Below are 24611 nucleotides of genomic sequence, written 5' to 3'. Positions count from 1 at the left end.
TCGCCCATCCCCTCACCCTCCCGCGCCTGCGGCGCGGGTCCCTCCCTCTCCCTACGGGAGAGGGTTTTAGGTGGGGGGCTTACCTAGAACAGCCGGCGTTTCTTCTTGACGGCTTCCACCGGCGCGGCGGCGACCGGCGTATCCGCCTTCGCATCAAACCCGAAGGCGTGGCGCATGACCTGGAAGATGTAGCTCTCCTCGACCACGCCGCGCAGCAGGAAGGCCTGCGGGCCGTCGGCGAAGACACCGACGTCCTCGCCGGCGTGGGCCGCGCTACCCAGGCCGACGGCCGCCTGCTGGTGGTAGTCGATGTCGTCCAGGTCTTCCTTCAGGGGGTCGTTGCGCGTGTCGTTGCCCTGCGGGCCACCTGGACCCGTCGCGAACATCAGGGTCGTATAGGGCTTGCCGTCGGCGGCGATGGCCGGATCGCCCTCGTTGCCCGCCAGGCCCAGGATCGGCGCGTTGCGGGCGGCATAGCCCGACAGCACCAGGCCATGGCTGTGGTCGGCGGTGACGACGACCAGGGTGTCCTTCAGGTCGATCCTGGCCAGCACGGCGGCGATGGCCTTGGAGAACTCGACGGTCTCGCTGAGCGTGCGCTTGGCGTTGCCCAGGTGGCTGCCCATGTCGATCTTGCCGCCCTCGACCAGCAGGAAGTAGCCGTCGGGGTTCTTGGACAGCACGTCGATGGCCGAGGTCGCCATCTCGGCCAGGGTCGGGACGCCCTGCCCCAGCACCGGCCGCTCGAGCTCGTAAGGCAGGTGCTCGGCGGCGAAGAGGCCCATGACGTGGCGGGTGTCCGCCGGCAGGGCCTTCAGCTGATCGGCCGTGGTGATATAGGCCGCGCCCGCGCCCTCGGCCTTCAGCCACTCGGCGGTCAGGTCGCGACCGTCCGTACGCTTGCCGTCCTTCTCCTCGGGCAGGAAGCGCGAACGACCGCCGCCCATGACGACGTCCAGGCGCAGCGCGTCCGGTGCTTCGATCAGCTGGCGGGCGATGTCCTTGCAGCCGGCCTCGCGGGCCTCGACCGGCATGTCGCTGTCGCCTTCCCAGTCGCGATAGGCGGTGTGGGCGTAGGCGCCGGCCGGGGTGGCGTGGGTGACGCGGGTGGTGGTGACGACGCCGGCGGACCTGCCGCGCGCCTTGGCCAGTTCGGCCAGGGTCTCGACGCTATTCCCCTTCTCGGTCTCGCACTTCTCGCCGATCGCCGCGCCGGTCAGGCCGATGATCTTGTTGCGGGTCTTCACGCCGGTCATGATCGCCGTGATGCCGGCGGCGCTGTCGGTGACCTGAGTGTCGTGGCTGTAGGTCTTGGAAAGCGCCGAATAGGACAGCTTCTCGAAAGCCAGCGCGTTCGACTCGCCGTCGACGCCCTTCAACTGGCCGTCATAGATGCGGCCGGCCGTGACCGTCGAAATCCCCATGCCGTCACCCAGGAACAGGATGACGTTCTTGGCCTTGCCCGTGTTGGGGACCACGGCCAGCTGCCGCGCCAGGGCCGCCTCGCCGGCCTTGTAGTAGGGGTCGGACGTGCTGGCCGAGGCCGGACTTTGGGCCAGGGCGAGCGCGGGAACGGCGGCGGACGCGACGAGGGCGAGAACAAGCGAGCGGATCAAGGCCAAGCTCCATGAGGAATCGGCCCGATTTGCGCTCGGCTTGTGACAGTTGTTCCGGGGCTCTGTTTCAGGCCTCGGAAAATCAGATCTTTGGGAAAATCAGGGGCGGCGTACTCGCCAGGCGAAGACCGTCGCCGCGCCTAGCAGCAATGCCGCTCCGGCCTGGTGCAGGACACCGAGCACGATCGGCACGCTGGCCATCAGGGTCCAGATCCCCAGGCCCGCCTGCAGCACCACCACGGCGGCGACGGCCAGGGCCGCGAGCTTGCTGCCCTCCGCGAGCGGACGGTCACGGCGCGCCACGACGGCCAGGGCGATGCCCGCGACGAACAGCAGGTAGGCCACCAGGCGGTGATGCAGCTGCACGGCGCCCTGGCTGTGCGCCAGGGTGCCCCAGAGCCCCTTGCCGGCGTACTCCGCCGGGAACAGGCCGCCGTTCATCAGCGGCCAGTCGTTGTAGACGAGGCCGGCGTCGTTGCCAGCCACCAGCGCGCCCAGCAGGCTCTGGAAGAACACCGCGCCCAGGAACGCCAAGGCCCAACCACGCCAGGCCGAGCGTTCCTCGACACGCGGCGAACCGCTCCAGGCGTCCAGGGCCGTCCAGATCAGGACCACGAACAGCGCCAGCGCCAGGCCCAGGTGCATCATCAGGCGCTCAGGCGCGACCGAGACGCGCTCCGAGAGCCCGCTGGAGACCATCCACCAGCCGACCAGCCCCTGCAGGCCGCCCAGGCCCAGCATGACCGCGCAGCGCCAGATCAGGCGGCGCGGAATGGCGCGGCGGATCAGGAACACGGCGAACGGAATGGCGAACACCACCCCGACCGTGCGGCCCAGCAGGCGGTGTGCCCACTCCCACCAGAAGATGCCCTTGTACCCCTCCAGGGTCATGTCGGGGTTCACCAGCTGGAACTGGGGGATCTTCTTGTAGAGCTCGAAGCTCTCGCGCCAGGCCTGCTCGGACATGGGCGGCAACGCGCCCATGATCGGCTTCCACTGGGTGATCGAGAGGCCCGAGTCGGTCAGGCGGGTCGCGCCGCCCACGACGACCATGGCGAACACCATGGCGGCGACGATGAAGAGCCAGATCGCGACGGCGCGCGAACGGTCGGAACGCAGGAAAGACGTCATAGGATCGGAAAAGCGTCACTTATGGGCCGAAATGCGGCGAGACTTCCCTACGCCCGCCAATCACACGCATCAATGTTTCTCTGGCTCAGCATGACTGCGTATCGGCTTCGTGCCAGAACAAGCCTTACGCGGGGGCGGAGAAGACGATGAGTGGCATGGGCGTGTTCGCGGCGGCGGTGATCGGCATCCTGGCCGGCTGGATCGCCGATCTGGTGCTGGCGCGCCGGCACTCGCTGTTCATCAAGCTCTTGATCGGCGTGATCGGCTCGTTCATCGGAGCGTTCATCGCTTCGCGCATCGACCTGCATCTCGTCGGCTTCGTCGGCGAGCTGATCGTCTCCAGCGTCGGGGCCGTCCTGTTCCTGGCCGTGCTCGGCCTTATCCGGAGACCCGCGTGAGCGCTCCTCTCATCCCGGCCCGCCTGCGCAAGCTGATCGGCTCGATCGGCGTCATGGTGATCCTGTTCGCCTGGATCTGGATCTTCACCAGCCTCTACGACCGACTGCCGGACAATCGTTTCGTGCACCTCGTCTATTTCGTGGCGCTAGGCATGGGCTGGGTCCTGCCGGTGATTCCGCTGATCTCGTGGATGGGCAAGGCCGACAAGCCGCTGGACGTCGGCCAACGCTAGAAATGAAAAAGGCCGCCCCGAAGGGCGGCCTCTCTTCTTCCGCTACTTCCCGAAGGAAATGGTCGGAGCGACAGGATTCGAACCTGCGACCCCTTGACCCCCAGTCAAGTGCGCTACCAGGCTGCGCCACGCTCCGACGCGGAAGGAGCGCCCTTATAGGCGCCGCTCCGAGGTTGGGCAACAGCGATTTCGGACGAAATTATCGAGCCCGCTTCAGCGCGTCAGAAGACCGTCCAGACGCGATTTGATGGCCGTCAGATCGTCCAGCGCGAAGGCCAGCCGGTCGCGCGCACGGCCCTCCAGACGCTTGGCCTGCACGGCGGGCGCCTCGTAGTCGAAGTCAGGATCAAGGCTCGCCGAACCGTTCGAGCCGATGCCCGCGGCGATCACCTGGGCCAGGCCCTGGTCGCGGTGCAGCTTCTGCACGCCCTTGATGGTCAGGCCTTCGCTGTGCAGCAGCGTACGGACGCCGTTCAGCACGGCCACGTCCTGCGGGCGATAGAAGCGCCGCCCGCCGGCCCGTTTCATCGGGCGGATGAAGGAGAACTTGGTTTCCCAGAAGCGCAGGACGTGCTGCGGCACGCCCAGCTCTTCAGCGGCCTCGGATATCGTGCGGAAGGCGTTCGGCCCCTTCGCCACCGCATGAATCCCTAGTCGCCCAAGGCGCGGTCGATTCGCGCCTTCATGACCTGGGAAGCGCGGAAGCCGATCACCCGACGGGGTTCGATCTCCGCCGGCTCGCCGGTCTTGGGATTACGGCCCATGCGGGCCCGCTTGGCGCGGACCTGGAAGACGCCAAAGCCGGACAACTTGACCGTTTCGCCCTCTTCGAGCGCCTCGGCCACGAGATCCAGCGTGCGCTCGACCAGTCCGGCGCAGTCCTGACGGGTCAGTCCGACCTCTTCATGAACCGCCTCGCACAGGTCGGCTCGGGTCAAAGTAGCGCCCTTCATGCAACCCCCTTCACGCGTATCGTGGCGGTCCGATGGACCACCTCTGATGGAGCACTCGCGGCAAACTTCGGTTTTGTGCGACCGCCCTCAACTGGCCGCGCCGAATTTCACCGACGACCTCATGCCGCGATTATCGCATGAAGTCAAAGGCTCAACGTCAGGAGTTCATGCCAATCGGCAGGATCGCGCAAGCTGCGCCTTGAAAGCGCGATGGCCGAAAGTGGATGCCGGTTTCGGCGGCCATCGCGCGTCCAGATTAGAGCCGCAGAACGCAGGCGCCCCAGGTCAGGCCACCGCCCATGGCTTCCAGTAGCAAGAGGTCGCCCTTCTTGATCCGGCCGTCCTTGACGCCATGCGCGAAGGCCAGCGGAATCGAGGCCGCCGAGGTGTTGGCGTGGATGGCGACCGTCGAGATCACCTTCTCCTCGTCGATGCCACAGCGATGGGCCACGCCCGCGAGGATGCGCTGGTTGGCTTGGTGCGGGATGAACCAGTCGACGTCCGCCACCTGGACGCCTGCATTGGCGGCGGCCGCGTGGATGGCTTCGGAGATGTTGACCACGGCGTGCTTGAAGACCTGGTTGCCCAGCATCCGCAGCTTGCCCACCGTGCCGGTGGTCGACGGGCCGCCGTCGACATAGAGCAGGTCCTGCTTGGTCCCGTCGGCGCGTAGGGCGAAGCCCAGCATGCCCTCGTCGGCGATGGTCCCCTCGCCCGCCTTGGGCTCCAGCACGACAGCGCCGGCGCCGTCGCCGAACAGCACGCAGGTGCCGCGATCGCTCCAGTCCATCAGGCGGGTCATGGTCTCGGCGCCGATGACCAGGGCGCACTTGGCGTGGCCGCGCGCCACGAAGCCGTCGGCGACGCTCATGGCGTAGACGAAGCCCGAGCAGACGGCCTGGACGTCGAAGGCGATGCCCACCGGCGCGCCGATCTTGCGCTGGACCATGGTGGCGACGGCCGGGAAGGTCAGGTCGGCCGTGGTGGTGGCCACGATGATCAGGTCGACGTCGGCGGCCGTCTTGCCGGCGGCGGCCAGGGCGTCCTTGGCGGCTTCGGCCGCCAGTTCCGAGACCGGCTGGTCGTCGGCCGCCTGGTGGCGTTGCTTGATACCCGTACGCTCGACGATCCACTCGTCGCTGGTGTCGACGAACTTGGCCAGCTCGTCATTGGTCACGATGCGGGGCGGCAGGTACGCGCCGACGCCCGTCACAACACTTCGAACCACGCTCACTCGGCCGCTCCCTGGGCATCCACGCCGGGACCTTGACCCTCGGCAGGCGCATCCTTGGCCGCGACAGCGGTCAGGCGCTTCAGATTTCTGTCGATCTCGGCGCGGAAGTCGCTGCGCGCGAGGTTGGTGGCGACCCGGATGGCCGAGTCGAAGCCGTTGGCGTCCGCGCCGCCGTGGCTTTTGACCACGATGCCGTTCAGGCCCAGCAGCGGGGCCCCGTTCACCCGGCTAGGGTCCAAGCGCTTGCGCATCTTGGAGAGCGCGCCCGACGCGATCACCGCGCCCAGCATGGCCAGCGGGCCCGAGGTCAGGGTCGACTTGATCTCGTTGGTGAAGAACCGCGCCAGGCCCTCGGCCGTCTTCAGGGCCACATTGCCGGTGAAGCCATCGGTGACGACCACATCGACCGTGCCGTAGGCGATGTCGTTGCCCTCGACGAAGCCGTGATAGTCGAAGTCGAGCTTGGTCTCGCGCAGGATGGCGTGGGCTTCACGCACTTCCTCGTGGCCTTTCTGGTCTTCGGAGCCGACGTTCAGCAGGCCCACGGTCGGACGCTTCGAACCATGGACAGCGTGGTGGTAGGCCGCGCCCATGATCGCGAACTCGACCAGCTGCTCGGCGTCGCTTTCGACATTGGCGCCGACGTCCAGGACCGTGGTCACGCCCTTCATGTTGGGCCAGTTGGCGACGATGGCCGGGCGCTCCAGGTCCGCGCCCATGCGCAGGATCAGCTTGGAGATCGCCATCAGGGCGCCGGTGTTGCCGGCCGAGACGCACGCCTGGGCCTCGTTGTTGCGCAGCGCCTCGACGGCGTTCCACATCGACGAGCCCTTGCCCCGGCGCATGGCCTGGGCGGGCTTCTCGTCCATGCCGATGGCCTTGTCGCAGTGGCGGACGTCGCTGACGGCCTTGGCCGCCGGGTATTTGGCCAGCTCCGCCTCGATCGCCGCGCCGTCGCCATGCAGCAGGAACCGCACTCCGGGTAGACCCTTGGTCGCCTGGGCGATGCCCGGCACGACGATGGAGGGGCCGTGGTCGCCGCCCATGGCGTCGACGGAGATGACTACGGATTGGGACACGTGGCGCTGTGAGCTCCGGCAGGCGGCTCCGCCGCCCTCAAGGCGGCGGACGATACATCCGCGTGAATATCACGCAAGCGGTCGAGTCGAAGGCCCTAGCCCTCTTCGTCCTTGGATTTTAGGCCCTTGAGCGCCGCGAACGGGGAAAGTTCGACCGGTTCGGGCGGCTGGACGAACACCGCGCCCGGCTTGCGGGGGAACGGATCCAGCTCCAGCGCCAGATGCTCGATGACATAGCCCGAGACGTCGATCTTCTCGCCTTCCAGCACGTCCGGCGGATCATCGGCGTCCGGATCGACGCCAAGGTCACCGCTTTCCTCGTCCTGCGGCGCGTTCTTGCTGTTGGCCGGCAACACACGCAGGTCGAAGCGCGCGTCGATCGGCGTCTCGAAATCGTCGGCCGTCGCGCTGCAGGTCTGGACCACGCGGGCGCGCAACACGCCCGAGATCTGCGCCCCGTCCAGCCACGAGCTCAGGAACACCTCGGCGCTGAGGTCTTCCAGGCTGACGAGATCCAGTTGCTTGGCGATCGCCTTGCGCTGTTCGGCCGACGGCTCCAGGCGCAGCTTGACGGAGCCACGGTCGACCTGGGCCAGCGGGATTTCACAGGGCCACGGGGCGGTCACGGGTTCGGCCACGTCACATCTCCTTGCAGCAAGGCGTCCAGCGACTGCCCCGCCAGCGTCTCGCGCGTCTTGATCACATAGGCGGTCAGGGCCGCCACGTCGCCCTCGCCGCGCTCCTCGAGCGCGTTGCGGGCCAGGAATTCGCTCGTCGCCGCCGAGTCCGGCAGGGTCGCCACGGCGTCGTCATAGGCCTTGAGGCGGCCGTAGAAGGCGCCGGCCAGCTTCTTCATCTTCTTGCCGACCGAGGTATCGGACACCCCGATCTCGCGGAAAGCGTCGTCCAGGCCCTTCACATACGAGTCGAACACCGCTTGCGACGTCTCGGCCGCGGCCTCGCCCTGCCCCTTCAGGCGCTCGACCAGGAAGATGACATGCAGGCTGAAGAGCTCGAAGCGCCCTTCCATCGAGTCGCGGACGCCGAAATCGCGGTAGAAGACCGCCGTCCGGGCCTGCGCCACGGCCGATGCATACAGCTTGGCCCCCGCCGCCTTGGCCGGCCTGGGCTTGAGCCACCTGTCCAAAAACATGAAACGCCTCGATTTCGCCGCGACATCCCGCTATGCGCGGGGTCCGCTTTCACGCGGGCATTGAACTAAGCCCCCGCGGGCGATAGGTCAAAGTCTGCATTTTTCCGGTTCGGAGCCTTGATGTCTCGCCCCGCCGTTTTCGCCGCTGCTGTTCTGGCCCTGGCGCTGTCTACTTCGGCCTGTACGCCGCTGACGAGCTATTCGGGCTTCCAGGCCATCGAGGCCAAGCCCGCCGACATGAAGATCGGCGAGGACAGCAAGTCGACGCTGATGGAAAAGCTGGGCTCGCCCTCGGCGGTTTCGACCTTCGACCAGAACACCTGGTACTACATCTCGCAGACGACCGACCGGGTGGCCTTCTACATGCCGCGCGTGATCAAGCGCGATGTCGTGGCCATCAAGTTCAACGCGGCCGACGAAAAGGTCGCCTCGGTGAACACCTACACGCTGAAGGACGGCAAGGTCATCGCCTACAACGGCCGTGAGACCCCGACCCGCGGTCGCGAGATGACCATCCTCGAGCAGCTGCTGGGCAACGTCGGCCGTGGCGGCATGCTCCCGCAGGACGACGAGGCTCCGGGCCAGCGTCCGGGCGATCGCCGCTAATCTGCTTCGTCGACAAGACGACTAAATTCGAAAAGCCGTCCGCCGCAAGGTGGGCGGCTTTTTCGTGCGTCAAACACACGCGACGCGAGAGCACCACCCGCGCCAGTAAGTAAACCGGTCAAGTTTACTGTGAATTCGAAATTGACCTTCTTCCTTCAGCCAGCGGACCGCATCTTCAACACTTCCTAAACCCGAAACGGGTCACTTGCTGACTCAATCGCCATAGCATTGGCGAGACGAATTCACGGCGGCGGTGGGAGGCGCACTGTGGAGGGCATGGATTTTAGAGACGTGGCGGTACTGCTCGTCGACGACAACGCAAATATGCGCAAGGTCGTCGGGGCGATGCTGAAAGCTGCGGGCGTGCGCAAGATTCGCGAGGCCAGCGATGGCCTCGAGGCCTTGAAGCTGTTTCAGGCGCAGGACATCGACATCATCTTCACCGACCTGATGATGCATCCGGTCGATGGCTTGGCGTTCATCCGCTGGATTCGCACGTCGAGCGCCAGCCCGAACCCCTTCGTGCCGATCATCATGATGACGGGTCACGCCACCCAGCGCACATTGAACGAGGCGCGCATGGCCGGGGTGACCGAGTTCCTGGCCAAGCCGCTGACCGCGCGTGGGGTCATGCACCGGATCAATGAGATCGTGAACAACCCGCGCCCCTTCGTGCGGGCCACGGAATATTTCGGCCCCTGCCGCCGACGCCGGATCGACCACGAGTTCGCCGGCGAAGAACGGCGCGGCGTGGGTCCGGCCGAGATCCAGGACGCCTTGGCTGAGATGGACCACGAAGACGTCTACTGACGCCTACGCCGCCCCAGGAAGGCCCTGGAAAACAAAACGCCCCGGAGGAAACTCCGGGGCGTTCCAGTTTCAGGCTGGTCTGGAGGATCAGCCGTGGGCCAGGACCGCCAGCAGCAGCAGGGCCACGATGTTGGTGATCTTGATCATCGGGTTCACGGCCGGACCCGAGGTGTCCTTGTAGGGGTCGCCGACGGTGTCGCCCGTGACGGCGGCCTTGTGGGTGTCGCCGCCCTTGGTGTGCAGGACGCCGTTCTTGTCGGTGAAGCCTTCCTCGATGACCTTCTTGGCGTTGTCCCAGGCGCCGCCGCCGCTCGTCATCGAGATGGCGACGAACAGGCCGGTGACGATCACGCCCATCAGCATCGCCCCTAGGGCAGCAAAGGCGTCGACCTTGCCGGCGATGGCCTGGATCACGAAGAACAGCACCACCGGCGAAACGACCGGCAGCAGGCTGGGCACGATCATCTCGCGGATGGCGGCCTTGGTCAGGATGTCGACGGCCTTGCCATACTCGGGCTTGACCTCGCCGGTCATGATGCCCGGGTTCTCACGGAACTGACGACGGACCTCGGCCACGACCGACTCGGCCGCGCGACCGACGGCGGTCATCGACAGGCCGCCGAACAGGAACGGCAGCAGGCCGCCGAACAGCAGGCCGACCACGACGTACGGGTTCGACAGGTCGAAGGTCACCGCGCCCATGCCGTCGAAGAAGCTGCCCGGCGTCGCATTGGCCGAGAAGAACTTCAGGTCTTCGGTATAGGCGGCGAACAGCACCAGGGCGCCCAGACCAGCCGAACCGATGGCGTAGCCCTTGGTGACGGCCTTGGTGGTGTTGCCCACGGCGTCCAGGGCGTCGGTGGTGACGCGGACTTCCGGCGGCAGGCCCGCCATCTCGGCGATGCCGCCGGCGTTGTCGGTGACCGGACCAAAGGCGTCCAGGGCGACGATGAAGCCGGCCAGAGACAGCATGGTCGTGGTGGCGATGGCGATGCCGAAGAGGCCCGCCAGGTTATAGGTGACGACGATGCCGACAATGATGGTCAGGGCCGGCAGGGCCGTGGACTCCAGCGACATGGCCAGACCCTGAATCACGTTGGTGCCGTGACCCGAGACCGAGGCTTGCGCCACCGACTTCACCGGACGGAAGTTGGTGCCGGTGTAGTACTCGGTGATCACCACGATCAGGGCCGTGACGACCAGACCGGCGATGCCGCAGTAGAACAGGCTGTCGGCGTCGAAGGTGCGGGTTCCCACCGTGACGGCGGTCGGCACCAGTTGGTGGATCACGTACCAGACGGCCGGGATCGATAGCACGCCGGTGACGATCAGGCCCTGATAGAGGGCCCCCATGATGTTCTGCTTCTTGCCCAGGCGCACGGCGAACGAGCCGACGATCGAGGTGACGATGCAGACCGCGCAGATGGCCAGCGGCAGCAGCATCATCGAAGACACCGCTTCGGTGCCACGGAAGAAGATCGCCGCCAGGACCATGGTGGCGACCGTGGTCACCGCATAGGTCTCGAACAGGTCGGCGGCCATGCCGGCGCAGTCGCCGACATTGTCGCCGACGTTGTCGGCGATGGTCGCGGCGTTGCGGGGGTCATCTTCCGGGATGCCGGCTTCCACCTTGCCCACCAGGTCGCCGCCCACGTCGGCCCCCTTGGTGAAGATGCCGCCGCCCAGACGGGCGAAGATCGAGATCAGCGAAGCGCCGAAGCCCAGCGCCACCAGCGAGTCCACCACCACGCGGTCGGTGCCGGCATGGCCGGTCGACAGCAGCAGGGCGTAGTAGCCCGCCACGCCGATCAGGGCGAAGCCGGCCACCAGCATGCCGGTGACGGCGCCGGAGGTGAAGGCCATCGACAGGCCCTTGGCCAGGCTCTCGGACGAGGCCTGGGCCGTGCGGACGTTGGCGCGGACCGAGATCAGCATGCCGGCGAAACCGGCGGCGCCCGACAGAATGGCGCCCAGGGCGAAGCCGACCGGCTGCTCCCAGGATTTGAAGAAGAACGCCAGAACGGCGATCACCACCACGCCGACGATACCGATCGTCGTGTACTGGCGGTTCAGATAGGCCTGGGCCCCTTCCTGGATCGCCGCGGCGATCTCCTGCATACGTGCATTGCCGGCCGAGGCCCGCATCAGACTGGCCGATTGTACGGCGCCGTAAAGCACCGCCAACAGCCCGGCCCCGATGGCCAGATTAAGCCAAAGACTCATTAGGTTCTTCGCCCCTTCGCGCTTCCAAATAACGAGGGGGACGCCGGTCCTGGCAGCTGGAAAAGTGACGAACGCCACACCGCCGCCCGGATCGACGGGCGGGCCTTTGGCCTCGTGCCCCCTCGATGCTCCCTGAATGACCGCCGAACGGCGTCATCCAAATGAGACTGTCAGATGGCTGGAAGGCGCGCAACCCGCGTCGGTACAAGCGTTTGAAGGCCCAAAGCTTGGCCTTCGGGCCGGAATCAGGGGTTCAAGCCGCCTGGACTGGCCGGCTTGGCGGCGCCTGCCTTGGGCGGCATCAACTGCTGCCGGGGGATCTGCTTGACGATCTCGACCGAGGCGACCTTGCCCTTGCCCAGCAGCACGGCGCACTGGCCCAGGACGAAACTGGTCAGGCGCGGGCCATCGACTTCCTTCCAGGTGTCGGCGCGCGTGAAGGGCGTCTTGTAGGCCGCCTTCACGATGGCGTCGCGCAGCGCCGGCTCCTTGTCCTTGAACGACTCGACCTCGGTTCCGGAGGTGAGCTTCAGGTTCATGGCGACGAAGACGTAGTTGACGATCCGGCCGTTGGCGATGATCGGGATGGTCATCGAGCCCAGCTTGTAGGTGGGATCGAGCGCCTGGCCCTCGCCTTCCTTCTTCTCTTTCTTGTCGCTGGCGAAGGCGGGCGCGGCGGCCGTGGCGAAGACGGCGGCAAGAAGCAGGCGGCGCGAAGGCGTGCGAAGAGCGGTCATGGGACTTTCCCATAACCGACAGGCCTTGAGATTAACCTAACCGCCCAGGGGCCGCGCTTAGCCGTGCAGCCAGCCCAGGCGCGAGGGCGTGACGTCGCGGCCCTTGAAGTAGGCCGAGACCCCCTCGCCTTCCACGAACTCGCCGATCTCGCTGACCTTCACGCCAGCGGCCGCGGCCGCGACCCGGAAAGCCCAGGCCTCGTTCGGATCGACGGCGCAGATGATCTCGTAGTCGTCGCCGCCCGAAGCCAGCGAGATACGGCCCTCGACCTGCTCGGGTTGCTGATCCAGCCAGGCCTGAGCGCCAGGCGAGAGCGGCAGGCGTTCCAGGTCGACCCGGACCTGGCAGCCGCTGGCCTTGGCGATGTGGCTGCTGTCGGCCAGCAGGCCGTCGGAGACATCGGCGGCGGCCCGGGCGTGCTGGCGCATGGCGTCGCGCAGGGTCACGCGGGGATCGGGCTGGCGATAGCGACGCAGCAGCGCCCCGTCAGCGTCCTGGATCTCGCCCCAGTGGGCCAGCAAGCCCAGCCAACCGTCGCCGATCGTGCCGGAGACCATCAGACGGTCGCCCGGCCTGGCGTTGCGGCGCAGGATCGCCCCGCCTTCCGGAACCCAGCCCAGCAGGGTCGCCGAAATCACCAGCGGACCCGAGGTGGTCACGGTGTCGCCGCCCAGCAGCGAGATGTCGTAGAGCGCGCCGTCCTCGGCCAGCCCCCGGGCGAAGGCCTCGCGGGAGGCGACGTCGGAGCCCGAGGGCCAGCCGACGGCCAGGAAATAGCCGTAGGGCTCGGCGCCCTTGGCGGCCAGGTCCGAGAGATTGGTCCGCAGCAGCTTGCGGGCGATGACGTCAAGCGCCTCGTCCGGCAGGAAGTGGACGCCGGCGACCATGGCGTCCTTGGTGATCACCAGGTCATGGCCGGGACGCGACGGCAGCACCGCCGCATCGTCCAGGAGGTCCAAGGCGGCGGGATCGCCCCGCGTCAGCGGCCGCAGAAGGCGCGCGATATGATCGAATTCGGTCGCGGGCGCCACCGCCGTGGGCGGGGCGTCGTCTTCAGCGAACCAATCGTCTTCGTCAGTCTCGTGCATCACGGGCTATCGCGTCGAGGGCGCCATTGATGAAGCCTGACTCGGGTCCCTCGAAAAAGGATTTCGCGATTTCGACATATTCATTGATGACGACCTCGGTCGGAACATCCGGTCGGTACATCAGCTCGAAGGCCCCGGCGCGCAGCACGGCCCGGGCCGTGGCGTCGAGACGCTCGAGACGCCAGCCCGAGGCCAGGCGCTTGACGATGCCCTGATCGACCTTGGCCTGGTTCGACACCACGCCCTTGGCCAGTTCGGCGAAGAACTTCTCGTCGGCGGCGGCCAGTCGCTCGCCTTCGACGTCGCGGTCGAAGCGGTGCTCGCTGAACTCGCGGATCACCGAATCGACGCCCGCGCCCGAGACTTCCATCTGATACAGGGCCTGCACGGCCGCGAGACGCGCCACCGAGCGCGGTTGGATGCGGGCGCCGCTCATCGGGCTTGTCCTAGCAGTTGACGCTTCAGAGCGATGGTTTCCAGGCACGCCTTGGCGGCCGCGCCGCCCCGGTCGCCTTCGCTGACCCGGGCCCGGCTCAAGGCCTGGCTTTCCTCGTCGACGGCCAGCACGCCGAAGCCGATCGGCAGGCGCTTGCCGACGCCCAGGTCCTGCAGGCCGCGCGCGGTCTCGTTGGCAGCCAGCTCGAAATGGTAGGTCTCGCCGCGGATGATGCAGCCCAGCGCGATGAAGCCGTCATAGCGCACGCCCACGGGGCGGTGACCGGCTTCCTCGGCCATGGCGATGGCCGTCGGAATCTGCAGCGTGCTGGAGACCGTGATCACGTCGTACTCGGCGCCCTGGGCCTCGATCGCCTGGGCGGCTCCGCGCAGCAGCTCGTCGGAGATACCCGAATGGCTTCGGCTCTCCACGATCAGCAGGCGGATGTTGTCTTCTACCATTTAGCTCGAATCTCCACGGCCACGCTCGCCGCGCGACCAAAAGCACACATCAGGGATTAACGAACTATAGCTCGTCTTCGCCGCCGTCGCTCAGGCCTTCTTCGCCGAGGAACTTCGCGAAGTCGCTCGTCTCCTTGAAGTCCCGATAGACCGAGGCGTAGCGGACATAGGCCACGTCATCGAGCGATTTCAACGCCTTCATGACCATTTCGCCCACCGTCGACGACGGAAGCTCGGTCTCGCCCATGCTTTCCAGCTGCCGGACGATGCCGTTGATCATGCGTTCGACCCGCTCGGCCTCGACGGGCCGCTTCTGAGTCGCCAGGGCGATCGAGCGGACCAGCTTGTCGCGATCGAACGGCGACCGCCGGCCCGAGCGCTTCAGGATGATCAGCTCGCGTAGCTGGACCCGTTCGAACGTGGTGAACCGGCCACCGCATTCCGGGCACATGCGGCGGCGACGAATAGCCGCGCCGTCTTCCGACGGGCGGCTATCCTTAACCTGGCTTTCGGCGTGGCCGCAGAATGGGCAGCGCATGATCTAGCCCCTCCCCGGCGCTATCGAAGCAATTAGTTGTAGATCGGGAAGCGAGCCGTCAAGGCCAGCACTTCCTCGCGCACCTTGCCCTCGACCTCGGCGTTGCCTTCCGGGCCGTTGGCGGCCAGGCCGTTGACGACCTCGCCGATCAGCTCGCCCACGCGGGTGAACTCGGCTTCCTTGAAGCCGCGCGTGGTGCCGGCCGGCGTGCCCAGGCGAATGCCCGAGGTGATCGTGAACGGCGCGGTGTCGAACGGCACGCCGTTCTTGTTGCACGTCATGTGGGCGCGCTCGAGGCTGTGCTCGGCGTCGCGGCCGGTTACGCCCTTGGGACGCAGGTCAACCAGCATCAGGTGGCTGTCGGTGCCGCCCGAGACGATGTTGACGCCCGACTTCAGCAGGGCTTCCGACAGCGCCTTGGCGTTGGCGATGATCTGCTGGGCGTACTCCTTGAAGGACGGCTGCAGCGCCTCGCCGAAGGCCACGGCCTTGGCGGCGATGACGTGCTCCAGCGGACCGCCTTGCAGGCCCGGGAAGACCGCCGAATTGACCTTCTTGATGATCGCTTCGTCGTTGGTCAGCACCATGCCGCCCCGCGGGCCGCGCAGGGTCTTGTGGGTCGTGGTGGTGACGACGTGGGCGTGCGGGATGGGGCTCGGGAACACACCGCCGGCCACCAGGCCCGCGAAGTGGGCCATGTCGACCATCAGATAGGCGCCGATCGAGTCGGCGATCTCGCGGAACTTGGCGAAGTCGATCTCGCGGCTATAGGCGCTGCCGCCGGCGATGATCAGCTTGGGCTTCTCGCGCTGGGCGACCTCGGCGACGTTGTCGTAGTCGATCAGCTGGTCCTGCTGGCGCACCGTGTACGAGATCGGCTTGAACCACTTGCCCGACTGGTTGGCGGGCGAGCCGTGGGTCAGGTGACCGCCGGCGGCCAGGTCCATGCCCAGGAAGGTGTCGCCCGGCTGCAGCAGCGCCATGAACACCGACTGGTTGGCCTGCGAGCCCGAGTGCGGCTGGACGTTGGCGAAACCGGCGCCGAACAGCTGCTTGGCGCGCTCGATCGCGATCGTCTCGATCTCGTCGACATATTCGCAGCCGCCGTAATAGCGCTTGCCGGGATAACCCTCGGCGTACTTGTTGGTCAGGATCGAGCCCTGGGCCTGCAGGACGGCCTTGGAGACGATGTTCTCCGAGGCGATCAGCTCGATCTGGTTCTGCTGACGGTCCAGCTCACGACCGATGCGGTCGAAGATGTCTGCGTCCGCGGTCGCGAGGTCCGCGCCGAAAAAGGCGCTCGTGTTGGATTGGGTCATGACGCTCTCCAGGCGTTACGGGGAGTCAGCAGAGGCGCCCTCTTTAGCGAGATAGGCGCGGCGATCAATCTCGGAACCACATCCACAGCTGTGCGTTGCAGTCCCGCAGGGCGGCGTTCAACCCCCGCGGCGTAACATTGGCAGCAACGGGAATGGGGTAACTCATGGCGTTTCAGGGCGGCGGCGGTGCGGAAGCGACCGGCGCGAACGAGGTCGACATCCTTGGACTCAGCGCCGAGATCGTCGCGGCCTATGTCGGCCAGAACACGGTGTCCCAGTCCGCCATTCCGGAACTGATCCGCACGGTTCACGACGCGCTCAACGCGCTCAATAACGGTGGCGAGGCCCCGCGCCCGCTCGAAAAGGCCAAGCCGGCCGTGCCGGTCGGCCGCTCGGTGCAGCACGACTTCATCGTCTGCCTTGAGGACGGGAAGAAGCTGAAGATGCTGAAGCGCTACCTGCGCTCGCACTACGACATGAGCCCCGAGGAGTACCGCCGCAAATGGGGCCTGCCGCCGGACTATCCGATGGTGGCCCCGGCCTATGCGGCCCGTCGCTCGGACTTCGCCAAGAAGATCGGCCTGGGCAAGGGCGTGCGACGCGGCAGCTGACCGCGTCCCCTTTTCCCGGCAAGAATTCTCGGGACATGCGAACGCCGCCGGACTCCGGCGGCGTTTCTCGTTTCGACGATGTGTGGTTCGGTCGAAGTTGAAGGTCTGATCGTTCCTTTAGGCCGCGTGGCCGCCCATGCGGGCGACGTTGCAGTGGGCCCACAGCTTTTCCATCGCCGTGACCAGCTTGCGCATCATGTCGTCGGTGTGGAACGGCGTGGGGGTGAAGCGCAGGCGCTCGGTGCCGCGCGGCACGGTCGGGTAGTTGATCGGCTGCACATAGACGCCGTGATCGGCCAGCAGCATGTCGCTGATCAGCTTGGTATGGATCGGATCGCCGACCAGCACCGGGACGATATGGCTGTCGTTGTCCATGACCGGCAGGCCGGCCGCCTTGAACATCGCCTTCAGGGTCGCGGCGCGCTCCTGGTGGATCTCGCGCACTTCCGGATGCTGCTTCAGCCAGCGGACGCTGGCCAGCGCGCCCGCCGTCAGGGCTGGCGGCAGCGAGGTCGTGAAGATGAAGCCCGAGGCCATCAGGCGGATGGCGTCGATCACGTCGGCGTCGCCGGTGATGTAGCCGCCCATGACACCGAACGCCTTGCCCAGCGTGCCCTCGATGATGTCGATCTGGTCCATCAGGCCATCGCGCTCGGCGACGCCGCCGCCACGCGGGCCGTACATGCCGACCGCGTGGACCTCGTCCAGATAGGTCATGGCGCCGTACTTCTTGGCGAGGGCCGCCGTGGCGCCGATGTCGGCGATGTCGCCATCCATCGAATAGACGCTCTCGAACGCCACCAGCTTGGGCGCATCGGCCGGAGCCGCCGCCAGCAGTTCCTCAAGGTGCGCCAGGTCGTTGTGCTTGAAGACCTTGCGCTGGCCACCGCCGTTGCGGATGCCGGCGATCATCGAGGCGTGGTTCAGCTCGTCCGAGAAGATGATTAGGCCGGGCAGGATCTTCTGCACGACCGACAGGGTCGCCTCGTTCGAGACATAGCCCGAGGTGAACAGCAGGCCGGCTTCCTTGCCGTGCAGGTCAGCCAGTTCCTGTTCCAGCAGGACGTGATCGTGATTGGTGCCCGAAATGTTGCGGGTGCCACCCGAGCCCGAGCCGTGGGCGTCGACGGCGGTCTTCATGGCGTCCAGCACGACCGGGTTCTGGCCCTGGCCGAGATAGTCGTTGCTGCACCAGACCACGACTTCGCGTTCCGAGCCGTCCTGGCGCGTCCAGGTGGCGCGCGGGAACTGGCCGCGCTGACGCTTCAGGTCGGCGAAGACCCGGTAACGGCCCTCTTCGCGGATCTGGTCGACGGCGCTACGGAACGCGGATTTGTAGTCCATGGCATCTCTAAACCAGCGGCCGATCGGGCCGACGGTCCCCTAATTCCAGGCTCGGCTTTTCGCACCAAGCGCCCTTACTGTCCATCTAAGGGCGTTTACCTAGCAAATTGAATTACGCGTTTGGACGCATTGATTTCGTCAATGGACACCCCGCACGGACGCGCGGTCTTGGACGATTCAGGCCAGCTCGGCCAGCCTTCCGCGCAGTAACTGGATCATCGCGGAGAAGTCCTTCCCCCCGAAGCCATTCCCATCGAGCAGGGCGTACATCGCCTCGGCCTGCGCGCCCATGGGCGTCGACGCGCCGGCCTTGGCGGCCGCTTCCTGGGCCAGCTTGAGGTCCTTCAGCATCATGGCCGTGGCGAAACCGCCCTCGTAGTGGCGATCGGCCGGCGTCTGGGGGCCCACGCCGGGAACCGGGCAGTAGCTCGTGATCGACCAGCACTGGCCCGACGACTTGCTGGCGATCTCGAAGAATCGGTCGGCGGCCAGGCCCAGCTTCTCGGCCAGGGCGAAGGCCTCGCAGGTCCCCAGCATCGAGACGCCCAGCAGCATGTTGTTGCAGATCTTGGCCGCCTGCCCTGCTCCGTGGTCGCCCGCGTGGATCGTCACCCGGGACATCGGCTCCAGCGCGGCCTCGACGGCGGCGAAGTCAGGCGTGTCGCAACCGACCATGAAGGCCAGGCTCCCGGCCTCGGCGGCCATGATGCCGCCCGACACCGGCGCGTCGGCGAAGCGGAAGCCGGCCTCGGCCGCCTGCCTGGCCACGGCGCGGGCGCTTTCGACGTCGATGGTCGAGCAATCGATCAGCAGGGCCGACTTCGACGCGTTCGTCAGGATCTGCTCGCCATAGACCGAGCGCACATGCGGGCCGGCTGGCAGCATGGTGATCACCACCTCGGCGTCCGCCACGGCCTCGGCCACCGACGCCGCCGCATGACAGCCCGCCGCCACGGCCCGCTCGACCGCCGCCGCCGACAGGTCGAAAGCGCGGACGTGATGCTGGGCCTTGGCCTGGTTGGCGGCCATGCCGCCGCCCATGTTGCCCAGGCCGATGAAGGCGATACGCATGTCTCACTCCCGCGATATGTCTTTGTTCTTGTTCTCGGCTCTTGTTCTTGGAGCCTAGTTCGGCTTTCGGAATTTCAGCGCGAACTGGGCCGTTCGCCCCCGGATCGCCGGGTCGAAGATGGAGGCTGTCCGGGGATCATCCGGCCTGGCCAGGAGGTCGCTCTCACCCACCAGCTTGAAGCCGGCGGCGGTCAGCTCCTCGATCACCGCCGCACGGTCGATGCGATGCTGCCCCGCCGAGCCCGTCAGGCCCGAGCCGGCCGGCGCGGCGTGGTCCACCACGACATAGAGGCCGCCCGGCTTCAGGGATTTCATCACCGCGGCGTTGAACGCCGCCGCCGAACCCGCCGGCGCGAACTTGCCATGCAGGTCGTGATAGTTCTGGGTGGTCCAGACCACGTCCAGCGGCTCGGCCGCGCCGAACTCGCCGTTCGTCCCCGTGCCCACCACCACATTGGAAAAGGCTGGCTCGGCCGCCAGGGCGCGTGCGTCCGTCAGGTAGCGCGGGGCCAGCTTGACGATCTCGGTCGGCACATAGGCGTAGACCCGGCCCGTGGGGCCGACGACCTTGGCCAGGACGCGGGTGAAGTAGCCGCCCCCCGGCATGTACTCGCCGACCTTGTCGCCGGACCGCACGCCCGCCCAGGCGAGAAGCGCGGCCGGCTTCCGGTCAACGTCCCGCGCCACGTCCGCCGCCGGACGCGCCGGATCGGCCAGGGCCATGGCGTAGGGATCGGGCGCGGCGAAGGCGCCGGCGAAGAGCACGAGCGTCGCCCCCGTCACGGAGGCGAGAAGGAGGCGACGCATCATGCTGGGCGCGCCATCGGCTTAACGGGCGTTGGCCGGTTTGCGGAACTTGAAGACGAACTGGTCGGTCTTGCCCCGGATCGCCGGGTCGAAGACGTTGGTCTTCCGGTTGTCGGCGGGGTCACGCAGCACCTTGCTCTCGCCCTCGAAGATGAAGCCCGCCGCCGTGACCTCGGCCTTCACCACCGCCGAGTCGATGCGGTGCAGGTCCTCGGTGTTGCGCAGGCCAGAACCCGCCTCGGCCGAGTGGTCGATGACCAGGAAGACGCCGCCCGGCTTCAGGGCCTTGAAGACCTGCTTGTTCACGACCGCCAGGTCCGCCGGGCCCATGAACTTGTCGTGCATGTCGTGGTAGTTCTGGGCTGTGAACACCAGGTCCAGTTTCTCGGGCGCGGAGAAGTTCGGGAGCGTGTTCAGGATCACCCTCACGTTCGAGAAAGCCGGGTCACGGGCGATGGCGTTCACCGCCGGTTCGCGCTTGGCCAGCTTGGTCAGTTCGTCGGGGACATAGGCGTAGACCATGCCCTTGGGACCGACCGACTTCGAGAAGATGCGCGTGAAGTAGCCACCGCCCGGGATCAGGTCGGCGACCTTGGCGCCCGGACGCACGCCGGCGAAGGTCAGGATCTCGCCCGGAAGGCGGTCCTTGTCGCGAACCATGTCGGCGGCCGGACGCGACGGGTCGGTCAGGGCGGCGGCGATGTTCGACGGGATCGCGACGGCGACGGGACCGGAAGGCGGAGGCGGCGGCGGCCCCATCGGCTCGGTGGCGCAGGCCGCGAGGCCCAGCACGGCGACGAGACTTAGAAGCGGCTTACGCATGGCATTCCTTCCGAACCGACGTGTTCTTGTTGCGGCGACGTTAGCGCACCCCACAGGCTACGTCAGCGGTGTCCATTCCTCGCCGGGCGGTAGAGGCGCGAAAATCTCTTCCAGCATGGCGTCGGTGACCCCTTCCAGGGTCGCCGGGTTCCACTTCGGGGCGTTGTCCTTGTCGACGATCACCGCCCGGACGCCCTCGATGAAGTCGTGCTTGCGCACCACCCGCGAGCCGATGCGGTACTCCATGGCCATGTTCTCGGCGAAGTCGGTCATGGCCTCGCCGCGCTTTAGCTGCTCGAAGGCGACCTTCATCGTCTGGGGCGACTTGGTCTGCATCACCGCCAGCTGAGCCTTGCCCCAGTCGCTGGAGTCCAGGGTCAGGAACTCGACGATCTCCTCGACGGTTTCGCCGACGAAGAGGCGGTTCAGGTCCTGCTCGAAGCCGACCAGCGCGGCCTTGCCGGCGTCGGCGCGGTACTTGCGCAGGATTTCTTCGATGCGGCGGGGATCGGCGATGATCGCCTTCTTCAGGCCGGCGATCGCGCCGAACTCGACGAAGTGGGTGGCGATGCCCAGCCGCATGCAGTCCGCGCCCTTGATCCGCGCGCCGGTCAGGGCCAGCCACAGGCCCGCCTTGCCCGGCAGGCGCGGCAGGTACCAGCCGCCGCCGACGTCCGGGAACAAGCCGATGCCGGTCTCGGGCATGGCGAAGGTCGTCCGCTCGGTGGCGATGCGCACGTGCGCCGGCATCGAAATGCCCACGCCACCGCCCATGACAATGCCATCCATCACCGCCACCACCGGGGTGTCGTAGGTGAACAGCAGGTGGTTCAGCTGGTACTCGGTGTGGAAGAAGGCCCGCGCCTCGACGCCGTCCTTGGCGCCGCTCTCGGCCAGCATGCGGATGTCGCCGCCCGCGCAGAAGCCACGCTCGCCCGAGTGGTCGATCATGACCATATAGATCTCGGGGTCCTCCTGCCAGTCCAGCAGCGCGCCGATCATGATCTCGCACATGCCCTGGGTCAGGGCGTGCAGGGCCTTGGGCCGGTTCAGCGTGATCCGGCCGACATTCTTCTCGACGCTGATCAGGACTTCGGGTTCGTCGGTCATGGGGATCCTAGGCGGCCTCTTCGACGGGCGCGCAGTCGAAGCGATCGATCTGGCCGGCCATCAGGCGGAAAACGGCGTCTTGCGGGATGTCCTGGCGCAGGGTGTCGTCCTTGGAGAGCCCCGCATAGGCGCCGCGCAGCAGGCGGCCGGCGACGCCGTGGCTGACTACGATCAGCCGGCGCTCGGGCTCGGCGGCCTGCTCGGCCAGCCAGTCGGCGAGCCGGGCCGTCATGGCCTCATAGGTCTCACCACCAGGCGCGTAGAAGCCCCAGGCGTCGTCGCCGATCAGGTGGGGGTTCTCGCCGCGCACCTCTTCGCGCAGGCGGTTCGACCATTCACCGACGTCGATCTCGACCAGGCGCTCGTCGAACGCCACCGGCAGGCCCAGGCGCGCGCCGATCGTCTCGGCCGTGTCCCGAGCCCGGCGCAGCGGACTGGCGACGATGCGCCAATCGGCCGGCGGATCGCGGCGGACCAGATCGAACAGCAAGTCGCCCATGGCCGCCGCCTGCTGACGCCCCAACGGCGTCAGGTCCGACTCCAGGCGCCCCTGCAGACGCCCTTCGCGATTGTGGAAGGTCTCACCGTGGCGACAGAGATAGATCATTTGGCCTCGAAACGCGCTTTCCGCTCGGCGGCGAGATCCGCCACCGCCGGCATCACCGGCAAACCCAAATCGTCATCGGGCTCGAACCAATAGACAGACCTTTCGGAGACGAGAAGCTCGGAGCCAACCATGGACAGCGCGAGGAACAGGGCCTGAGCCGAATCCTCGCCCCCAGCCCATCGCCGTTGCACACGGCCATCCGACCAGACGGTCTCTATCGGACACTGCCAGTATCCATCCACCAACCGAGGCTGCAGCCACCGGATCAGAAGCGGTTCGGGCTTGCCGTCACCGACGATCCAATAGTTTCGCTCGCAAGCGACGCCATCGGCCAGCGGAACCCGTACCGCGTCGTTCACTGGCGGAACATCTCGCGGGCGATGATGACGCGCATGATCTCGTTGGTCCCTTCCAGGATCTGGTGCACCCGCAGGTCGCGCACGATGCGTTCCAGCGGATAGTCCTGGAGGTAGCCGTAGCCGCCGTGCAGCTGCAAGGCGTCATTGGCCACCTGGAAGCCGGCGTCGGTGGCGAAGCGCTTGGCCATGGCGCACAGCTTGGTCGCCTCGGGATGCTTGTTGTCCAGCGCATGGGCGGCGCGGCGCACCATCAGGCGGGCGGCTTCCAGCTCGGTGGCCATGTCGGCCAGCTTGAACTGCAGCGCCTGGAAGTCCTTCAGCGGGCGCCCGAACTGGTTGCGGGTTTCCATGTAAGCCTTGGCCGTGTCGAGGGCGAATTGGGCGCCGCCCAGCGAGCACGAGGCGATGTTCAGGCGACCGCCGTCCAGGCCCATCATGGCGAAGCGGAAGCCCTCGCCTTCCTGGCCGATACGGTTCTCGACTGGCACCCGGCACTCGTCGAAGTTCACCTGGGCGGTCGGCTGGGCGTTCCAGCCCATCTTGCGCTCGTTGGCGCCGAAGCTGAGGCCCGCCGTCCACTTCTCGACCACGAAGGCCGAGACGCCCTTGGCCCCGTCGGCGCCGGTGCGGGCCATGACGACATAGACGTCCGACACCCCGCCGCCCGAGATGAAGGCCTTGCCGCCGTTCAGGACGTAGTGGTCGCCGTCCAGCCGCGCCGTCGTGCGCATGTTGGCCGCGTCCGAGCCCGAGCCCGGCTCGGTCAGGCAGTAGCTAGCGATCAGCTCCATGGTCGTCAGGCGCGGCAGGTAGCGCTGGCGCAGCTCATCGGAGCCGAAGCGGTCGATCATCCACGAGGCCATGTTGTGGATCGTCAGATACGCCGCCGTCGGAACGTCGCCGTAGCTGAGCGCTTCGAAGATGATCGAGGCGTCGAGGCGCGACAGGCCGCTGCCGCCGACGTCCTCGTTCACATAGATGCCGGCAAAGCCGAGCTCGGCCGCCTGGCGCAGAACATCGACGGGGAAGTGTTTCTTCTCGTCCCACTCGGCCGAATGAGGGGCAAGCTGTCCTTCAGCGAAAGCGCGAGCAGCATCCTGGATTGCGACTTGATCTTCGTTCAGCGCGAAATCCATGCGCACTTCCTCCCGTTCGGGGCAGAACCGCCCTCGCCTTCTTGCCGCTGACGTGCCGCGCCAGAAGGCCCGTGTCAATCACGCGGAACGCCTATCGCGCCTGGGCTCGGGAGCATTCGATCACGTCTTCCGGAGTGTGGCCTGAAATCCTCCGTTACACGGTGTGAATCGGCAAAAGGGTCACACCCTCTTGATAACCATGGTCTTTCGCTCCAAATCGCGAACTCGGGGATGGCGTCCTCTAACCTAACGACTGCTCAGAAGATTATGCGTTTCGTGAAACTTGCTCTGGCCGCGCTCACGGTGGCCCTTGGAATGGCTGCGGTGTCCGCTCCGGCATATGCTGGCGACATCTCGCGCTCCTATGGCGTCTGGCGCAATCCGAAGAACTCCGTCCACCTGGAAATCAAGGACTGCGGCCCCAGCACCTGCGGCGTCGTCGTGTGGGCCAGCGCCAAGGCCGAGGCCGATGCGCGCAAGTCGGGCACGGACACCCTGGTCGGCAAGCAGCTGCTGCGTGACTTCGAAGCCCAGGACAACGGCACCCTGAAGGGCCGCGTCTGGGTCCCGACCCTGAAGATCACCCTGGTGGGCTCGGCCGACATCGTCGACTCCAAGACCATGCGCGCCAAGGGCTGCGTGATCGGCAACCTGCTGTGCAAGTCGCAGATGTGGACCCGCCTCGAAGGTCCGTCGGTCCTGGCCTCGCGGGCCGCTCCCTAAACTTC

At 66.8% G+C, this 24611-nt stretch carries 29 protein-coding genes and 1 tRNA gene; 6 read left to right on the top strand and 24 right to left on the bottom strand.

Annotation, left to right across the window (positions count from 1 at the left end; genetic code table 11):
* Window positions 1–83: 83 nt before the first annotated feature.
* Both AC07NN_RS06775 and AC07NN_RS06770 read right to left on the bottom strand, forming a co-directional pair.
* Window positions 84–1616, bottom strand: a complete 1533-nt coding sequence (locus AC07NN_RS06775; RefSeq protein WP_494638825.1) for an alkaline phosphatase — start codon at window positions 1614–1616, stop codon at window positions 84–86.
* Between the two features lie 99 nt (window positions 1617–1715).
* The gene (locus tag AC07NN_RS06770; protein WP_494638823.1) at window positions 1716–2747 is read right to left on the bottom strand and encodes a COX15/CtaA family protein; all 1032 of its coding nucleotides are present in this window, start codon (window positions 2745–2747) and stop codon (window positions 1716–1718) included.
* A 146-nt stretch (window positions 2748–2893) separates the two neighbouring features.
* Between AC07NN_RS06770 and AC07NN_RS06765 the strand changes: the two genes are divergently transcribed.
* Both AC07NN_RS06765 and AC07NN_RS06760 read left to right on the top strand, forming a co-directional pair.
* A complete protein-coding gene (locus AC07NN_RS06765; RefSeq protein ID WP_494638821.1) occupies window positions 2894–3145 on the top strand; it encodes a GlsB/YeaQ/YmgE family stress response membrane protein in 252 nt (83 codons plus the stop codon).
* Window positions 3142–3378 carry a DUF2842 domain-containing protein gene (locus AC07NN_RS06760; protein WP_494638819.1) on the top strand — a complete coding sequence of 79 codons (237 nt, stop codon included), beginning with the start codon at window positions 3142–3144 and terminating at the stop codon, window positions 3376–3378. Before AC07NN_RS06765 ends, AC07NN_RS06760 begins: the two co-directional genes overlap by 4 nt.
* A 59-nt stretch (window positions 3379–3437) precedes the next feature.
* Here the strand turns inward: AC07NN_RS06760 and AC07NN_RS06755 are convergent.
* From AC07NN_RS06755 to AC07NN_RS06725, 7 genes are all read right to left on the bottom strand, one after another.
* Window positions 3438–3514: transfer RNA gene (locus AC07NN_RS06755), tRNA-Pro, on the bottom strand.
* A 77-nt stretch (window positions 3515–3591) separates the two neighbouring features.
* Window positions 3592–4017, bottom strand: a complete 426-nt coding sequence (locus tag AC07NN_RS06750; protein WP_494638816.1) for a MerR family transcriptional regulator — start codon at window positions 4015–4017, stop codon at window positions 3592–3594.
* Window positions 4018–4028: 11 nt separating this feature from the next.
* Window positions 4029–4331 carry an integration host factor subunit alpha gene (locus AC07NN_RS06745; RefSeq protein WP_099578878.1) on the bottom strand — a complete coding sequence of 101 codons (303 nt, stop codon included), beginning with the start codon at window positions 4329–4331 and terminating at the stop codon, window positions 4029–4031.
* A 256-nt stretch (window positions 4332–4587) separates the two neighbouring features.
* Window positions 4588–5565 carry a beta-ketoacyl-ACP synthase III gene (locus AC07NN_RS06740; protein WP_494638814.1) on the bottom strand — a complete coding sequence of 326 codons (978 nt, stop codon included), beginning with the start codon at window positions 5563–5565 and terminating at the stop codon, window positions 4588–4590.
* On the bottom strand, window positions 5562–6644 hold the full coding sequence (gene plsX / locus AC07NN_RS06735; protein ID WP_494638812.1) for a phosphate acyltransferase PlsX: 1083 nt from the start codon (window positions 6642–6644) through the stop codon (window positions 5562–5564). The genes AC07NN_RS06740 and plsX overlap by 4 nt, the downstream gene beginning before the upstream one ends.
* Window positions 6645–6739: 95 nt before the next feature.
* Complete coding sequence (locus tag AC07NN_RS06730) at window positions 6740–7282, bottom strand: YceD family protein (protein WP_494638810.1); 543 nt, start codon at window positions 7280–7282, stop codon at window positions 6740–6742.
* A complete protein-coding gene (locus AC07NN_RS06725; RefSeq protein ID WP_494638808.1) occupies window positions 7267–7797 on the bottom strand; it encodes a ubiquinol-cytochrome C chaperone family protein in 531 nt (176 codons plus the stop codon). The genes AC07NN_RS06730 and AC07NN_RS06725 overlap by 16 nt, the downstream gene beginning before the upstream one ends.
* Window positions 7798–7917: 120 nt before the next feature.
* On the opposite strand from AC07NN_RS06725, the gene AC07NN_RS06720 reads away from it, so the two are divergent.
* A complete protein-coding gene (locus tag AC07NN_RS06720; RefSeq protein ID WP_494638806.1) occupies window positions 7918–8403 on the top strand; it encodes an outer membrane protein assembly factor BamE in 486 nt (161 codons plus the stop codon).
* Window positions 8404–8670: 267 nt separating this feature from the next.
* A complete protein-coding gene (locus AC07NN_RS06715; RefSeq protein WP_494638804.1) occupies window positions 8671–9213 on the top strand; it encodes a response regulator in 543 nt (180 codons plus the stop codon).
* 87 nt (window positions 9214–9300) lie between these two features.
* On the opposite strand, the gene AC07NN_RS06710 is transcribed toward AC07NN_RS06715, so the two are convergent.
* The 7 genes from AC07NN_RS06710 to glyA form a co-directional block, all read right to left on the bottom strand.
* Complete coding sequence (locus tag AC07NN_RS06710) at window positions 9301–11436, bottom strand: sodium-translocating pyrophosphatase (RefSeq protein WP_494638802.1); 2136 nt, start codon at window positions 11434–11436, stop codon at window positions 9301–9303.
* Window positions 11437–11681: 245 nt separating this feature from the next.
* Window positions 11682–12173: a hypothetical protein gene (locus tag AC07NN_RS06705; RefSeq protein WP_494638800.1), complete on the bottom strand. Its 492-nt coding sequence runs from the start codon at window positions 12171–12173 to the stop codon at window positions 11682–11684.
* A gap of 57 nt (window positions 12174–12230) precedes the next feature.
* The gene (thiL, locus tag AC07NN_RS06700) at window positions 12231–13262 is read right to left on the bottom strand and encodes a thiamine-phosphate kinase (RefSeq protein ID WP_494638798.1); all 1032 of its coding nucleotides are present in this window, start codon (window positions 13260–13262) and stop codon (window positions 12231–12233) included.
* Window positions 13249–13698, bottom strand: a complete 450-nt coding sequence (nusB, locus tag AC07NN_RS06695) for a transcription antitermination factor NusB (protein WP_494638796.1) — start codon at window positions 13696–13698, stop codon at window positions 13249–13251. The genes thiL and nusB overlap by 14 nt, the downstream gene beginning before the upstream one ends.
* Window positions 13695–14159, bottom strand: a complete 465-nt coding sequence (gene ribH, locus AC07NN_RS06690; RefSeq protein ID WP_494638794.1) for a 6,7-dimethyl-8-ribityllumazine synthase — start codon at window positions 14157–14159, stop codon at window positions 13695–13697. Before ribH ends, nusB begins: the two co-directional genes overlap by 4 nt.
* A 64-nt stretch (window positions 14160–14223) precedes the next feature.
* On the bottom strand, window positions 14224–14697 hold the full coding sequence (nrdR, locus tag AC07NN_RS06685; RefSeq protein WP_492081372.1) for a transcriptional regulator NrdR: 474 nt from the start codon (window positions 14695–14697) through the stop codon (window positions 14224–14226).
* 32 nt (window positions 14698–14729) lie between these two features.
* Window positions 14730–16016 carry a serine hydroxymethyltransferase gene (gene glyA / locus AC07NN_RS06680; protein ID WP_494638791.1) on the bottom strand — a complete coding sequence of 429 codons (1287 nt, stop codon included), beginning with the start codon at window positions 16014–16016 and terminating at the stop codon, window positions 14730–14732.
* Window positions 16017–16180: 164 nt separating this feature from the next.
* On the opposite strand from glyA, the gene AC07NN_RS06675 reads away from it, so the two are divergent.
* Complete coding sequence (locus AC07NN_RS06675) at window positions 16181–16627, top strand: Ros/MucR family transcriptional regulator (RefSeq protein WP_494638789.1); 447 nt, start codon at window positions 16181–16183, stop codon at window positions 16625–16627.
* Between the two features lie 117 nt (window positions 16628–16744).
* Here AC07NN_RS06675 and hemA read toward each other — a convergent pair whose 3' ends face one another.
* From hemA to AC07NN_RS06635, 8 genes are all read right to left on the bottom strand, one after another.
* Window positions 16745–17971, bottom strand: a complete 1227-nt coding sequence (hemA, locus tag AC07NN_RS06670) for a 5-aminolevulinate synthase (protein ID WP_494638787.1) — start codon at window positions 17969–17971, stop codon at window positions 16745–16747.
* A gap of 177 nt (window positions 17972–18148) precedes the next feature.
* Window positions 18149–19042 (bottom strand): 3-hydroxyisobutyrate dehydrogenase, encoded by an 894-nt coding sequence (mmsB, locus tag AC07NN_RS06665; RefSeq protein WP_494638785.1) that lies wholly within the window; start codon window positions 19040–19042, stop codon window positions 18149–18151.
* Window positions 19043–19096: 54 nt separating this feature from the next.
* A complete protein-coding gene (locus tag AC07NN_RS06660) occupies window positions 19097–19852 on the bottom strand; it encodes a class I SAM-dependent methyltransferase (RefSeq protein WP_494638783.1) in 756 nt (251 codons plus the stop codon).
* An 18-nt stretch (window positions 19853–19870) separates the two neighbouring features.
* Window positions 19871–20671 carry a class I SAM-dependent methyltransferase gene (locus AC07NN_RS06655; protein WP_494638781.1) on the bottom strand — a complete coding sequence of 267 codons (801 nt, stop codon included), beginning with the start codon at window positions 20669–20671 and terminating at the stop codon, window positions 19871–19873.
* Between the two features lie 57 nt (window positions 20672–20728).
* On the bottom strand, window positions 20729–21781 hold the full coding sequence (locus AC07NN_RS06650; protein WP_494638779.1) for an enoyl-CoA hydratase/isomerase family protein: 1053 nt from the start codon (window positions 21779–21781) through the stop codon (window positions 20729–20731).
* A 7-nt stretch (window positions 21782–21788) separates the two neighbouring features.
* Complete coding sequence (locus tag AC07NN_RS06645; protein WP_494638777.1) at window positions 21789–22388, bottom strand: histidine phosphatase family protein; 600 nt, start codon at window positions 22386–22388, stop codon at window positions 21789–21791.
* Complete coding sequence (locus tag AC07NN_RS06640; RefSeq protein ID WP_494638775.1) at window positions 22385–22747, bottom strand: DUF6968 family protein; 363 nt, start codon at window positions 22745–22747, stop codon at window positions 22385–22387. The genes AC07NN_RS06645 and AC07NN_RS06640 overlap by 4 nt, the downstream gene beginning before the upstream one ends.
* Entirely contained in the window at window positions 22744–23889 is a 1146-nt protein-coding gene (locus AC07NN_RS06635; protein ID WP_494638773.1) for an isobutyryl-CoA dehydrogenase, read from the bottom strand. The genes AC07NN_RS06640 and AC07NN_RS06635 overlap by 4 nt, the downstream gene beginning before the upstream one ends.
* A 261-nt stretch (window positions 23890–24150) precedes the next feature.
* On the opposite strand from AC07NN_RS06635, the gene AC07NN_RS06630 reads away from it, so the two are divergent.
* On the top strand, window positions 24151–24606 hold the full coding sequence (locus tag AC07NN_RS06630; protein WP_494638771.1) for a DUF2147 domain-containing protein: 456 nt from the start codon (window positions 24151–24153) through the stop codon (window positions 24604–24606).
* Window positions 24607–24611 lie beyond the last annotated feature (5 nt).

Source organism: Caulobacter sp. GW821-FHT09H08 (genome assembly GCF_059415885.1).
Note: the sequence above shows the minus strand (reverse complement) of the source record. Positions and strands in the feature narration are given on the sequence as shown.